8 protein-coding genes are annotated in these 15005 nt (G+C 48.5%); 2 read left to right on the top strand and 6 right to left on the bottom strand.

All coding sequences use genetic code 11. The annotated features are described in order from the left end of the window. Positions 1 to 90 precede the first annotated feature (90 nt). The 6 genes from ACFQ0N_RS06480 to ACFQ0N_RS06455 all read right to left on the bottom strand — a co-directional run bounded on the left by ACFQ0N_RS06480 (position 91) and on the right by ACFQ0N_RS06455 (position 12582). Positions 91 to 990 (bottom strand): carbohydrate ABC transporter permease, encoded by a 900-nt coding sequence (locus tag ACFQ0N_RS06480; RefSeq protein ID WP_379324001.1) that lies wholly within the window; start codon positions 988 to 990, stop codon positions 91 to 93. 45 nt (positions 991 to 1035) lie between these two features. Beyond that, positions 1036 to 1992: an ABC transporter permease gene (locus tag ACFQ0N_RS06475; protein ID WP_379323999.1), complete on the bottom strand. Its 957-nt coding sequence runs from the start codon at positions 1990 to 1992 to the stop codon at positions 1036 to 1038. Between the two features lie 184 nt (positions 1993 to 2176). Continuing rightward, complete coding sequence (locus tag ACFQ0N_RS06470; RefSeq protein WP_379323997.1) at positions 2177 to 4408, bottom strand: helix-turn-helix domain-containing protein; 2232 nt, start codon at positions 4406 to 4408, stop codon at positions 2177 to 2179. A 961-nt stretch (positions 4409 to 5369) separates the two neighbouring features. Then, a complete protein-coding gene (locus ACFQ0N_RS06465; protein WP_379323995.1) occupies positions 5370 to 9815 on the bottom strand; it encodes an FIMAH domain-containing protein in 4446 nt (1481 codons plus the stop codon). A gap of 443 nt (positions 9816 to 10258) precedes the next feature. Continuing rightward, positions 10259 to 10684 (bottom strand): hypothetical protein, encoded by a 426-nt coding sequence (locus tag ACFQ0N_RS06460; protein WP_483874982.1) that lies wholly within the window; start codon positions 10682 to 10684, stop codon positions 10259 to 10261. A gap of 26 nt (positions 10685 to 10710) precedes the next feature. Further along, positions 10711 to 12582, bottom strand: a complete 1872-nt coding sequence (locus ACFQ0N_RS06455; protein ID WP_379323991.1) for an EndoU domain-containing protein — start codon at positions 12580 to 12582, stop codon at positions 10711 to 10713. Positions 12583 to 13096: 514 nt separating this feature from the next. Between ACFQ0N_RS06455 and ACFQ0N_RS06450 the strand changes: the two genes are divergently transcribed. Together ACFQ0N_RS06450 and ACFQ0N_RS06445 are read left to right on the top strand one after the other, a co-directional pair. Further along, positions 13097 to 14026, top strand: a complete 930-nt coding sequence (locus tag ACFQ0N_RS06450) for an ABC transporter ATP-binding protein (RefSeq protein ID WP_379323989.1) — start codon at positions 13097 to 13099, stop codon at positions 14024 to 14026. Beyond that, entirely contained in the window at positions 14019 to 14978 is a 960-nt protein-coding gene (locus ACFQ0N_RS06445; RefSeq protein ID WP_379323987.1) for an ABC transporter permease, read from the top strand. The genes ACFQ0N_RS06450 and ACFQ0N_RS06445 overlap by 8 nt, the downstream gene beginning before the upstream one ends. The last annotated feature ends 27 nt before the right edge of the window (positions 14979 to 15005 follow it).

Raw genomic sequence — 15005 nt, 5'->3', positions numbered from 1 at the left:
CTCCAACTTGATTTTACGATGCTTGTTCATATTAGCATATACCGCGTTTGCCGTTCACCCCCTCTGCCGTAATATGACAGCCGCCTTCCATTAGCCTTTTAAAGATCCAATCATAACCCCTTTAACAAAATGCCGCTGCACAAAAGGATAAATCATCAGCACTGGCGCGCTGGACACGACGATCAAGGAATATTTCAATAAATCTTTTAGCCCTTGCTGCACCATCAGCTGATCCACATTGGCAACCATTGAAGCATCAACGGTGTTCAAAATAAGAATATTGCGCAAAATAATTTGCAAAGGAAAAATATCGGGTGAGCGCAAATAAATTAGCGCATCGAAATAGGCATTCCAATGTCCAACGGCATACATCAGCGTCATGACGGCAATGATCGGTTTGGATAGAGGCAGTACAATGCTGGAAATGAAACGCAAATCGCTGCAGCCATCCAGTTCGGCAGCCTCTGCCAGCTCATCAGGTATGGTCGTCTGAAAAAAGGTACGCGCGATGATGACTTGGAAGACAGCCAGCGCTCCAGGCAGCAGCAGCGCCAGGCGTGTATCGATCAGCCCCAGCTCCTTTACCACAAGATAGGTCGGAATTAAGCCGCCTTCAAACATCATCGTAAGCACCAGCACAATCATGATCAAATTGCGGCCATAAAAGGTTTTTCGCGCCAGCGGGTAGGCCAGCATAATCGTCAGACTCACATTTATGATTGTGCCAACAATGGTGTAGAACAAGGAATTCAAAAAGCCGGTGCCAATCTGCGGATTGTTAAACACAGCTTTGTAGCCTGCTAAAGTAAAATCAATCGGCCAAAGCGTCACTTTACCGGTTACGACAGCCTGTGGAGAGCTGAAGGAAGCGCTTAAAATGTAGAGCAGCGGTATCAATACAATAAGCAATACGATAGTTAAAAAGAGATAAATACCCGCAATAAACAAACGGTCGCTATAGGCTTCTTTAATGGCAGTAGATTTGCTCATTCTTTGCTCCTTTCCTTGCGGCGTGCGGCATACACAGGTTACACCTTACCACAAGCTGTTATCGGTTAACTTTCTGGCAATGTAATTGACCAAAATAAGCAGCAGCAAATTGACGACGGAATTAAACATGCCGATTGCTGCAGAAAAGCTGAAATTCGAACCGATTAACCCTACCTTGTAAACATAAGTAGAAATAACTTCCGACGCGTTCAAATTAAGCGGATTTTGCATCAAATATATTTTTTCGAAGCCAAGCTTCATAATGTTGCCGAGATTCAAGATGAGCATAATGACAGCTACCGGAACCAGGCTGGGCAGATCGATGCGGATAATCTTTTGAAACCTTGAGGCCCCATCAACCTTTGCCGATTCATAAAGCTCCGGGTTGACTCCTGCTAGTGCAGCAATATAAATAATGGCTCCATAGCCGGTCATTTGCCATACATCGGATAAAACATAGATCGTCTTGAACAACGCCGGATTTCCCATAAAATTGGTATCCTGCACTCCAAGAAAGGCGAAAAAACGACTGACCATCCCGATATTCGGCGTCAAATTCACGACTATAATCGAAACCATAACGACTGTTGAAATAAAGTATGGCGCATACGTGATCATTTGTACGCTTTTTTTGAACAAGCCGGTACGAATTTCGTTAAGGGCAAGCGCCAGCAGAATGGGAGCAGGAAAACCGACTGCTAACCCGTATAAACTAATCCCTAACGTATTTTTAATGAACAACCAAAAATTGGGCGAGGCGAAAAACTGCTCGAAATATTTGAATCCTGCCCAAGAGCTGCCCCAAATGCCTTGCACCACATTATAATCTTTGAACGCAATGACAATCCCGGCCATCGGAACATATTTGAAAATTACTAAATATAGCAGTGGAAGCAAAACGACGAAATATAACTGCCAATGTCGCTCAATTTTTTTCCTTAACATGCGTTTCCCTTGTGTGCGTCTTATTGTTGCGTTCGCAGCTTCGCTTCTGCTAGACATCATTGTCAGCTCCTTTCTCCATCACATCAATCGCGGTTGTATAGCCAAATTGTATGCGGTTACATTTGTGGTGACAATAAACAAGAATAATCGAGCCAACCATTTTCGCCAGCCCCTAAAAACAGCAAAGCAGCAGTGCTTTCGTCACTGCTGCCAACTATTTTCGCCTGCCAACCATTTTCAATTAATCCTGTTTATTCACAGCATCTGCCCGGTATTCGCTTGGCGAGGCTCCCATCACCTTCTTGAATACACGTCCAAAAGAAATGGCATTCGTGTAGCCAACCATCTCAGAGATTTCCTGAATGGAATGCGCTGTATTAGCAAGCAGTCGTCGCGCTTCCTTCATCCGAATGTCGATCAGAAAATCGACGAATTTCTGTCCCGTATTTTCCTTATACAGCTTGCTCACATATTTGGGATTAATGTTGAATTGCTCACTCAAATAATCCAGCGACATCTTCGGATTAGCAAATTCCTGCTCAATAAAGGCAGTCATCTCACGAATCGTTGCTCCATGCTGACTCGTCTGTTGAAGCTCGGTTATCATGTCAGCTAACGGCAGCAGCACTTTATACATTTCCTCTTGTAAATGAACGAGTGTATAGCCGCTCTCCAGCATTTCATTCAACGCCGGCCGCGTCGTCTCACTCCACATTGAAGACAGCTCCTTATTCATAAGCGCACATTCGCGATTCAGATTATAGATCAAGTAATCCAGCAAATGGTCGATCTCATCGTTGGCCAGCATCCCCTGCTGCAATTTATGGAAGAACTGATGATAAGCTGCTTTCCAGCCTTCGTCAGCCTTGCGAATCAGCTGAATCAATTCGCGAATATCGCCGAGATGACCATACGCTTCAGCTTGGCCTGCTGTTGCCAGATCGGCACTGCTAATAATCCGATTCTCTCCTAGTGCGTATTTATATTTCAGCATATGCTTCGCACTCTGGAACGATTGTGGAATTTCATCGCTATCTGCCGCGCGTTCGCCAACTCCGAGTGTAATCGTAATTTTCAAATTTTCCTCAATCCATGCCCGAATCTGATCGGCGATGAAACTCAGCTTTTCTTCTGCCAGCAGCTCTTCTTCCGCTTCAAATAACACAGCAGCAAGCTGAGCGGGTGCTGTCCATTCGGACCAGCTCTTGCATTCATGCTTCATGAATAGCTCCTGGGTTACTGTGCGTACGGCGAATTTAAGCAAATTTTGATCATTGCGGGCATACTGTGCACAGAAATCTCCATACTTATCCAGTTCGACAATAATGACCCGATAGGCAGAGCAATCTGGTACAGGCAGCTGAAGTTTCTCAGCCTCCCGCCTCCATTCCTCGTTAGAGACAATCGCATCGCCGTCGATGAGCTGATGGAACAGATGCCGCGCCCGCAGATGCATATCCTCCCGATACTGCTTCTGATATTGCAAGGATTGCGCCATAATATCGTCAAGCGCAGAGCTAATAAAAGCAAATTCATCCATTCGTCCTTTATCGCTGCTAGTGGCAATCGGTAGTGTGTAGCTGCTGAACCGATCGACGATCTGCTCTATCGGCTTGGAATGACGGCGGGTGACAAACACCATCCAGATCAGGCCCAAGCCGATCATAATAAACCCCACGAAAAACCATATATTTGAAAAATAGGAAATGGTACGCATTAAACCACCCTGGATGAAACCGCTCTCGTATTGCCAGCCGGAATAGCTCGATACAAAGCTGGATTGCGGCGTTTTCCCTACCGCATCCATCCCATTGGCGAACAAAAGCTCTTCATCCCGATCCTTAACCTGAATAAAACTGACCTGGGAAGTAAACAGATCTTGCGTCATTCTGCGCAAAGAATTGGCGGCTACATTGACAACGATCACACCTTGTATATCAGATGAGAAATGCGCCTCCCTTACAAGACTGACAACCTGCTTCGCAGGCAAATGAGAAAAAGATTGAAACAGCCGCGTATCTGTCCAGCGCGGAGGACTGGCATGTCTGATTTGCTCAATAAACTGGCTATCTGAAAATTGCCCGGCTGCCGATTGTGTGGCATTGCTGAGGACAAAATTATCGGCATACCGAACCAGATACAGCGAATCAATGAGCGGGTTATAGCTCATCATATCTTTCATCTTATTTACAGCACGAATGGCAATGTAGGGATCGTCCCCCTGCCTGCTTTTGAAAAAAGAACGCAAATCTTCACTTGCTGCAATTTCACGCAGAACCGTCGTATCGATTGCCTTCAGCGAAGTATCGATTAGCTGCATCGCCTGCAAGGAAAGCATCTCATTCGACTTTATTGCTTCTTTCCTGCTTTGTTCGCTGAACACTTGAAAAAACACAAAGAATATAAATGTCACCACAAAAATGAATACAGGCATATAAGAGAGCAATAGCCGATTGAACCATGTTTTTCGCATCGCCAAACCTCGCTTTATCATTCACACAGCATCCCATTCAGACTTGTTCATTTCGACAAATTCAGGCCAATATCCTGCTAGCAGCATTCATACATTCATTCATTCTGGCAAAGGCATTCAAAGTGGGCTGCATGCGGACCGTAGGAGGCTGTCGATTCAAAGTGGACATCTGTAAGCGCGGGCGAAGCGGGCATGAGCGGACCGTAGATCCGTTATCTGTGAACAAAACAGCTAATTGGTGTGCTTGCGGACCGTGGTTCCGTTATTTGTCTCAAAACGTCGCGAAAACCCGGCAAAATCGACAAATAACGGATCGTGTGTCCGCGGAACTCCAAATGAGCCGGGTTTCGACAAAATAGCGGATTGTAGGTCCGCATGACCTCCAGCTGCCCGCTTCCCCGGGAAAAAATCGTTGTCCGCAGGGCTAACGAACCTGAGACACGCTATTGGCCGAAAAATCGGCTTGCTCCGCGTGTAACGAACCTGAGACACGCTATTGCCGGAAAAAAGGCGGGGGAGCGGCCGGATTTCCGTGAATAACGATCGGTCGATTCGTTACAGCCCGCAAGGCCGCATTTTGAGCCGATTAAGGGTTGTGAGATTCGTTAGCGGCCCTTCATTCTTATCAGATTGATGACAGAGTTCAGCTGGCAAAAGCTCTGAAGGGGGGTCGCCTGCAAAGCGGTTTCATCTAATGGAAGCCACGGACCTTATTTCGTAAATTCCCTTCCTTTTTGGAATCTAAACGGAAGTGAGCGATCTTAATTCGACGTTTTCTTGCGAAATCGGGCTCTATATCATCAAATAGGGGCTCACAGTTCCGTTACAATTTCAAATCGGTCGAATTTTCGCAAATAGCGGCTGAGGCATCCGTTAGATTAGGCCACACCAGCCAAAATTTATCCAAAAAGCCCGCCACTATGGGCGAGCCTTTGTCTTCTATATTATATTGGATAATGGTTTAGGACATGAAGCCGCTCCACTGCTGCTGCAGCCAGGTGGCCTGCGCTTTCATCACCGCTGTGGCTTCGGCATCATTCATCGCTTTCTTATCAAGATGCTGCAAAAATCGCTCAAGAGCGCTGACTGCTTGCGGCCATTTCCCTTGGCCCGCATGTTTTGCTGCTGACTCAGCGGCATTGGCAAGCTGCATATGCAGCGGATGATCCATCGCGCCTGCCGTAAAATATGCTTCTACCTGAGCGGCCAGCGACGCCGCCGTAACGACAGCTTGCACCTTTACCGTCTGTGCTGCAATATTGCCTGCATGGTCTTCCGCTTCTGCCGTGACAACATGCTCGCCCGGATGGCTGAGCCAGTTGACCGGTGTGCCCGCTTCGTACGCTTCACCGTCAACAGTTATGCTTACACGCTTAATGCCAGATAACTCATCGGCACCATCGGCTGACCAGACCACCGCATCGCTCACATTTAATTCCATATCGTTTTCTGCCTGCTCGCCGTTTGCCAGCAGCTTGAGCGTCGGCTTCGTTTGGTCTACCTGAATTTGCATCATTTGCATCGGTTCTGTACGCCCTGTTTTATCAACTGATCTGTAATACAGCTTATGGCGGCCGTCTTCAAAAACAAGCGGAGCAGTATAGAGCTGCCAGCTTTGCTCGTCATTCACCCGGTATTCGATCCGCTCCAGTGAGCTTGATGCCCCATAAACCTCAAGCGTAACCGTCGCCGCACTGCGATACCATTGTCCGTCATCTCCCAGGTCGCCGCTTACTGCTGCTTGCGTCTTCAATCCGCTCATCTGATGCGTCAGCGGAATCCGGAAAGCTGCGCCCTCGGCAACATCGTAGAGATAGCCCCGACTGTAATCATTCGCGTCCGCATAGCCGCGTATTGTCGTCTTCGTACCGATATCAATCCGGTAGCGTCCTGCTCCCAAATCCGTCACCTGGCGGATCATGTAGGCAGCGTTGCGCACTCCGTCATTTTCAATCACAATCATCGACCCGGTTAACGCCGCCAAATTGACGTCCTGCAAATCCATCTTTACAATTAGTTCATTGTCCATCGACAGCTCACGTGTAAAGCTGTCAATCGTACCTGTCAATGCTGCCGGAGCAGCCTCCTGCCCTTCACCAACCGGATCAAATCGTGTACCATCATGCACATAGCGGCCCACAACCTCGCCGTTACGTTCGCTATATACACCGAACACACCTTTGAAAAGCCATTTGCCGTCAACCGTATATTCCATGTCTGGATCAAGGCTGCTCACAACAGTATCGATCCGGCCGTCCTTTAATGTTACCCGCAGCGCTCTTGCTTCCGTTCCCGTTGAAGGCTCGCCATTAACCGTCAACGCTACCGGCTCGATTGAAGCAATAAACCGGCTGCCCTCGTACGGCTCCAGCACAGAGGTGAATATGCTGTCCAGATTGCCGCCGGTGGCTGTCCGCTTCGCGAGCAAGTAGCGGAGCGCCGGCGGATTGCCCGGTTTATTGCGCGGCGGCACACCGTCTGCAAGCGCGACTTCATCCAGCTCACCCAGCATCGTTAAGCGAAGATGCGCATCTGTCTGAGCTCCCGCTCCGTTCCCGTCTACATTCCACGTATCCTTCAGCTGCCAATCTACACTGAACATTTCCCCCGGATCGGAGTCGCGGTCAACATTTTTCAGCCAATGGAAGCCGCTGCCCATGTAGTTTGGCCCGGCAACATCGTCAACCCGTTGTCCGAACGGTACATCTGCTCCGGCGTAAGTACCTGCATATTCCCCTTGGGCATCTGCCTGCTTCGTCAGCGACAAGCCTTCAGTCGACACGATTGCATCCGCGCCATGAAAGCTGAACAAATGGTCGTTGCCGCCTTTCACTCTGAAAAAATCTACCGCATAGGAGTTCCCGTCATCAACTTCAATCATAGCTGTTGTACGGCGGTAGCGCTCGGTTTGCGGATATACCTTCGGAGCCGCTACGTCGATCAATTGTACAGAACCGCTATTGTCATAATGCAGCGGCTGGCCCACATGCTGCGGCTCCTGTTTCCTTTTGTCCACGACTACTGTATTGTGGCTTATCGTATTATTGACCCATTGCGCACGATGCATGTCGACAGAGTCGGCAAATTCCGGGTAGCCAAGATCCGGGGCAAGATCAAGGCCGAAGCCATGCAGCCCGATTTGCAGCGTATCGCGATGGCCGTGGCCGGAGCTGCGGCCGTAGTACATGGTGACGTCCCGCAACGTATTTTTTTGCGACGAGTTATTATCCCGCTCGGCTCGTGCCGCCGCATCAAGCAACGCAAGGCGCCGAACGCCCATTTTATAATTGCTTGAGCTTTCGTGCTTGCCGATGTCTTCAAATTTAATGTGATGCGTGCCCGCAGCAAGCTGTAAGCGGCCCAGTGTTACATATTCATCTGTGGAAGCGCCAAAAAAATCATAATCTGTCAATTGCTGCCCATCGATCGTTATGCGATATTTTCCGTATGATGGCGCCCGGAACGGCAGCAAATCCACATCGTACTGCTCGCTTTTGGGGACATCGAAGGTAAACTCAATGAACGCGCCCGTATCGAATGCCTCAAACTGCAACGTTCCCGAGCTGTCAAAAATTTTATAGTCCGCATTTGACTGCGCGACAGTCATAGACGGAAAACCGTAGGAGAACCCAAAGTTTTTCTTTACATTGCGGCCGGCGCGCATCGCCGTCAATCCGTAGCCGGTTTCATTCACACTATCCAAAGTCAGCGTCCCATATTCAGCAATAGCTGCCCGAATCTTATCGCCAATCTGCTCTGGGTTCGCTTCAAATATATCCCGGTGAATGCCATCCGCAGAATCATTGTTCAGCTTATACGCCCATTGCGCAAAAATCGGATCGCCAAATTTGTCGAATGCTTTGACCATGTCGGACATCTTTATGGATATTCCCGGATTCCCGGTACTGCCGGAATCACCGACATTATTCGTATAGCGTTCAATAAAAATTTGCGGCAGCAGCGCGGAGTACATGCTGCGGAATTTTACATTTTGATATAAATCGGCCTCCGGGTACTTGTCATAGCCCTCCAAAATATCGGCTGTCTGCTGATGACCGGAAAGCCATAGTGCGTTGTAGCCTGCAGCGGCTTCATTGCCGTTTCCATCGCGATCCACTTCGCTCACAAGCGAATTGAAAATATTGCCGCCAGTCACCCGCCACGGATTAGAGACAAGTCCGCCGGATTGAAAAACAAAATCGAGCCATTCCTTCGTCTCCGGCAGCTTATCGTAAACCACTGCGGCCATAGCCAAAGCGCTTTGATGCATACCGTCATTGCCGTGTATTTGCGCAGCTTTCACGCCCGGATACACCTGCTTGACAATGCCGTCCTCAATATTGCGCCGGATCGCACCCCCGCTCGTCTTCGGGTTTGTCAGCCGGTATGCCACTGCTTTGTCGCTCAAAAATTGCACGACCTGTGCATCGTCAGCTGCCGGAAAAAAGGCATCATACGCTTGCAGAAAATCCTTCACCAGCGTCGTTTCCCATATTTTCCCCACCGCCTTGCCTACACCTGTCCCGCCATGCGAATTGAGAAAGACCGTTCCATCATGCTCGGTTATATCCATCTCCGGGTAGACATCAGCTATCCGGTCGAGCAAGACAAGGCCCGCTCTGGCATACTTGATATCGCCAGTAAACAAATAAGCGTCGCGCAAATTGTTCAGCGCATCGTTCATTAGTCCGGTAGCGCTGTACCAGCTGAACCAGTGCACATAGTAAGCGATAAAGGTATAACGATTTCCTTGCTCATTGACCCAGCCAAAGCCGTCATCCACTCCCCATGTCGGCCCTTTCTCCGGGTAGAGCGTATTGACCAGCAAGCTGCGGTCTGCCAGCTCCGGCTGGAAAATGCCATGCTCATCCAACCCGCTTTCATAGTAGGCGCCAAAATCGTTGGTCGGAAACGTGTAGCCGCTGGAAGGATCGACAATTTTCCACGGCTTATTGATCGGATCGGCTTTATAAGGGTAGTTGCCGTATTTATCGATCTCTTTGCCGGTAACCGGGCTGCCGAGCGCCTGATTTACGCCATAGCTGCGGGGCAGCGTATGACCGGGCACAAACGACCACAATTTTTCCAGTCCCATAGCCAAATATTGGTCAGCCTTGGATACAGCCGCATCTCTCATAGCGGCAGCCCACTTATAAGTCGCTGCATTCGTACGGGCAGCGGCAACCTTCGCCGGCGTATACAGGGTGGAACGTGTCTTGACGCCGGCAATCGTGTCGCTGCCGGTACTTTCAGCCTCTGGCTGCGCCCCTGCTGCATAGATCACATGCGGCCGGCCCGCCGCTGCAATCGTTGTCAGGAGCATCATGATTGACAGCAGTAATGCAGTCGCCTGCCTCCGTTTTTTTCCGCGTCTTCGTCTACTTGGCTTACGAACGTCTGTACTCATCTTCAAACTCTCCCCCGCATCGCAATTTGACCATTTCCCGATATTACATGACTCTCCTGACATTAAGTACTTTATATAGATTATAAATGTTCTGTCCTTCACCTCCTTTTACTTGAAACCGCTTTCAAAAATCATATTAGTAGAAATTATCGCGAAATAATAGGATAGAATGATGACTTTCGCATAGTAAAATAATGACTTCCCTGACTGACCCGCAGACAGATGGATCAATACCGAACTTATTCTTAGTGCTAGCATGAAAATCATGGTACTATCAAAGGTTATGATAGTGAAGGAGGAGCTGCCTGCGCGGCAGCTCCTCCACTATCGTTCACTTTAGATTTCTTGTAGAACGAATATTTGGGCGTGCAAAAAAACGAGTGGCAGGCTCCCAGCATTCAGCGAAGGTCGCCGGCGCTAATTAAATGCAAGCCCTGTTCCCTTTATGAATGAATGGTTTCAAGAAAGTTTTCGAGCATTCTCTTTACTGCCGTCCCAGATTTTGGGATCAAATCATTAACTCGCTGTAATATATCTGGATTACTTAGTATCATTTTCTTGCTTTCTGCGGTCGTAAAACTCCTTAGCGTATCCACACAAGTCTCGAATAGCTCCTCATCTTCAAGACTAATCAATGACAATAGAATGTTCAGTTCGTGCATATTACAGTTACTGTCCAGACAATACGCCAGTTTTATCTGCCATTCTAGCGGCTTGTTAAGTACTTCATCCGATAATTGCTCCCAATCTTGCGGTCTGAACTTCGATAACGTTTCAGACGCCATTACACATCCTACGTCATACCAAAAATCAGTAGAATTTTGATATTCCGTTATAAGTTCATCTAATTCTTTATACAATTTAGTCACCTCTTTCTGATTATTCAAATTACGCATTAGTTGAATCCTGTCGTGCGAGCACCGCCAGTGGGGAATCCTGAAATTACCTTATCTCCATCTTTTATCACTTCTATTTCCACCCCATTCACTGTACTTCTATGAAGGGTCAATCCAGCTCTCTGTCCAACACTTGGCGTATCCCCGACTTTTTTCACAGCTGAAATTATGCTGTCATCAGACCATGTATCAGGGAATAATGTACTCGTTTTAATTTTAGCTAAATTTCCATCGGGAAACTGTGTGGTGAATTTAACCTTTCTTGTCCCATCAGCATTAACTTTCATTTCTTGAACTGCGTATTTAGGGTTCTTATTATTTATCTTCGGAGAATGTCCGCCTATATAATCATTCCTATTCGGGAGCTTTCTCTGTCCCTCCAATATTTTCTCCCGCATTGCAGCATCTATGACGGTTACGCTCTTTGGAAGTTTCGATTTATTCGGAACGTTACCAGCTGGCTTCCTTGAACCAAGCTTATCCCAAAGCTTGCGCACATAACCGCGCCCTTTCGCCCCCGCCCATCGCAGCACTTTGCCGAACGGGATTCGGTTTAGTACGATGCCTCCAGCCACGGCAAGCGCCTTTTCGGGAGTCAGCAGCTTCTTCGGATCGCGGATGTAACCGGCAGTCTCATGTCCGCTCCCGGCGGCTCCCGCTGCTGTCATCGCAAAGCCTAAAGCCGGCCAGAATCCGACGAAGAACATTGACAGGGCAAGTACCCCAAGCACGATCGCACCCTGTTCATACCATTCCAGCCGATCCCACCAATCTTGCAGCGAATCGAACATGCAGGCGAAACATGCCGTTTCCCCTCCGCCTGTATGAGCCCCAATGCCTGTGAACAGACCGGCAACAAGCAGAATCACCGCAAGTCCGGTCAGCACCTGGCAAAGAGCTTTCACCCGAGCCTGGACACGCTCCTGCCGCTCAGCCGCTTCCTCGTTCCCGTAGAGCAAATGAAATCCCAGTTCCCTGCGCTCCCGGTAAAAGCCGAGCCAATATATGAACTTCCCCCGATCCAAACAAAAAGAGCGGGTCATATTCCACAGCTCGGAGAACGGATTAAGAAGCAGCTCGTTAGGAAGCACCGGAAGGCGGTTCCGTATTTTGTTAAGCGACCAGTAATCGGCAACGATTGATGCGGCCAGCATCAGCAAGAATGCCGGCTGAGTTTTATAACCGCTGCCTGTCCAATCATGAAGCTGAAACACCCAGTCCGGCAACTTGTGCTGACCGTTATATGCCGCGTGATCCAGGATGGACCAGAGCAACATGATTGCCGGGAACAGGAAAGCCCATCTCGTCAGTCTTGACCGCAGCCGATAGGCCATTCCGCACGCAAGCGCGATCATAGCAGTATGTACGGGATGACCGACGGTCATTAGCGTCGGAAACAGACTTTCTTCGAAACGCCCGGGAAACAGCGAGAAAAAGTCCCAATGGATTGTTTCGCCACCCAGCATCGTAAAGCTGTAGCCAAACTTTTCCCCAAAAATGCCGGGATTCAGCCACCTTCTAGAAAGCTCCTCCATCAGTTGGAAGCCGACGCCTGTCGCCGCGCCGATGAGCGTGTAATCGCTTAAACTCAAGGAAGAAGCTCGACGCGAGAACAACAGGAATATTCCGAGCGGAAGAAGCTTCCACAATTCTTCAAAAATCGGCGTAATAACGGCAATCGACCAAGTGTTGGAAGTATTTCCGCCGAAAAGCATGTGGAGAGCATTGACCGTAAGCGTCGTGAACGGTACGACAAAAAAAACACCTGCCAGAACGAACAGAACGATCGACTTCCACGGCATCGTTTTGCTTCGGCACAGAAACCAAAATTGCAGCAGCACATAAAACGACCATAAGTATTGAACCATCATGGTTCGCGATTCTTTAACGAAAAACAAACTCAACACAAACGCAAGCAGCGACAGCCATGAAAAAATCGTATACGCCGTTTTGATAAACGGGTATTTCGCAATCCAGGCTTGGCAAATTCGGTAGATGGACTCAAGGAATTCCCGAATTCCGGTTCGAATGGACCAGATCGTATTTACTATGGTCGCCTCCTTTGAAAGCCGACCTCGTGCGAGCGGGACGTCTCCCTTGACAACGGTCCGGCCATGTCATGTACCTATCCTATTTCTTGCGGGATACTAGTATTATAGACATTCTTGTAAAATGTGGCAAAAGGCGATGGTCTCAAATTTTGATATCGCGCCTTAACATCCAATTTTGCCCATTATTCCGGTGAATATTGATCCCCGTTCCCAAAACGGGCTATCCCCCTCGACCAAAGTCTAGCTTTTTCCCCAACCCCGGTACGTAGGTACTCTAGTCAAATTCCCGTATACTAAACCAAGCAGATAAGAAGGAATATTTAGGGAGGGTATTATGAGCAATCAACCTATTTTACAATTACGCCAGGTGACCAAAAAAATCGGCAAACGAACGATTGTGGATCATTTGTCCTTCGATGTGCCCAAAGGAGAAGTATTCGGCTTTCTAGGGCCCAACGGGGCTGGTAAAACCACAACAATCCGGATGATTGTCGGGCTGATGGCGATGACCGAAGGGGAAATTATCGTCAACGGCATGTCCATCAAGAAAAACTTCGAGCAAGCGATGACTCAGATCGGCGCAATTGTCGAAAATCCGGAAATGTACAAATTTCTGACCGGATATCAGAATCTGATACACTACGCACGCATGAATACAGGAGTGACCAATAAACGGATCGACGAAGTAGTCGAACTGGTCGGACTAAAAAACCGGATCCATGAGAAAGTGAAACGCTACTCGCTCGGGATGCGCCAACGGCTTGGCGTCGCCCAAGCAATCTTGCATAAGCCGTCTCTCCTAATTCTCGATGAACCGACGAACGGGCTCGATCCGGCCGGCATTCGCGAGCTGCGCGATTATTTGCGCCAATTGGCGCACAAGGAAGGCCTGTCAGTCGTCGTTTCCTCGCATCTCCTCTCCGAGATGGAGTTGATGTGCGACCGGGTGGCCATTATTCAGACAGGCAAGCTGATCGATGTCCGTTCACTGCAGCAAACGGCCGAAACAACGACGCAGCGCGTATCCTTCGAGATCGACTCTGCGGACAATGCCTTTGCCGCAGCTGCTGCCTTGGACGACATCGACGCTTCCAGCCTGGTCATCGAGGAAAACCGCTTGACCGCTATGATCGAAAGGGAGCAGATACCGGAACTGGCTGCTGCCCTTGTCTCGGCTGGAGTTAAGCTTTATGGCATTCAATCCAAAGCGAAGTCGCTTGAAGATCAGTTCTTGGAAATTACCGGAGGTGAGCAAATTGTCTAGTTTCGTACAGCTCGTTCGCAATGAAAACATGAAAATCTATCGCCGCCCGCGCAACTGGGTCATGGCTGCCTTTATTGTATTTGCACTCGTCGCTTTTACCATTATTATGTCCTATACTGGGGGGTACTCACAAGATACATCTGGTAATTGGAAATCTGAAGTTGAACAAACCATTGCAAACTATAAGCAAGCATTAAAAGAGAACGGAGAGCTCAACCAAAATCAACGAAGCTTCTTCGAAGAACAGATCAAAATCAACGAGTATCGGCTGGAACATAATATCAGCCCGGAAAAAGACACATTGTGGGACACGATGAATATCCAATCCAGCTTCCTCTATTTGGCCATCGTCTTTACTATTGTAGTGGCTGCCGATATGATTGCCTCCGAGTTTACATGGGGGACGATAAAGCTGCTGCTGATCCGGCCCGCTTCAAGAATGAAAATATTGCTCAGCAAGTATACTTCAACTTTGCTTTATGCGCTATTTTTAACGATCGTAACGATGGTGACCTCGTTCATTCTCGGTGCGATTATGTCCGGCTTCTCCAGCGTCAGCCAGGTTGACCTATACGTCGGGTCTGACGGGTTTGTTCATGAGCGTTCGATGATTTTCGTCATTTTAACAAGCTATGCCATGTCGCTCGTCCAGCTGCTGATGTATGTAACGTTTGCCTTTATGATCTCTTCAGCATTCCGCAGCGCCTCCATGGCCATCGCCCTGTCGCTGGCCTGCATGTTTATCGGCAACACGATTACCGGCATCTTCAGCCAATATGATTGGGTCAAATATATTTTATTTGCCAATATCAATCTTAATCAATACTTGACAGGAACACCGCTGCGTCCGGATATGACGATGGGCTTCTCGATCATTGTACTTGCTATCTATTTCATCGTCTTTCATATTATTTCTTGGCTGCTCTTTACGAAAAGAGACGTTGCAGCTTAAATTCACAGGCAAATGGAGCAGGGATTA

Source organism: Paenibacillus sp. GCM10027626 (assembly GCF_042676285.1).
GTDB lineage: Bacteria > Bacillota > Bacilli > Paenibacillales > Paenibacillaceae > Paenibacillus_Z.
The sequence above is the reverse complement of the archived record's forward strand: the minus strand, read 5'-3'. Positions and strand labels throughout refer to the sequence as shown.

What these genes read in the sequence shown, in the direction of transcription:
- ACFQ0N_RS06480 (WP_379324001.1), bottom strand. Translation starts at nt 990, where the DNA reads ATGAGCAAATCTACTGCCATTAAAGAAGCCTATAGCGACCGTTTGTTT.
- ACFQ0N_RS06475 (WP_379323999.1), bottom strand. Translation starts at nt 1,992, where the DNA reads ATGTCTAGCAGAAGCGAAGCTGCGAACGCAACAATAAGACGCACACAA.
- ACFQ0N_RS06470 (WP_379323997.1), bottom strand. Translation starts at nt 4,408, where the DNA reads ATGCGAAAAACATGGTTCAATCGGCTATTGCTCTCTTATATGCCTGTA.
- ACFQ0N_RS06465 (WP_379323995.1), bottom strand. Translation starts at nt 9,815, where the DNA reads ATGAGTACAGACGTTCGTAAGCCAAGTAGACGAAGACGCGGAAAAAAA.
- ACFQ0N_RS06455 (WP_379323991.1), bottom strand. Translation starts at nt 12,582, where the DNA reads ATGATGGTTCAATACTTATGGTCGTTTTATGTGCTGCTGCAATTTTGG.
- ACFQ0N_RS06450 (WP_379323989.1), top strand. Translation starts at nt 13,097, where the DNA reads ATGAGCAATCAACCTATTTTACAATTACGCCAGGTGACCAAAAAAATC.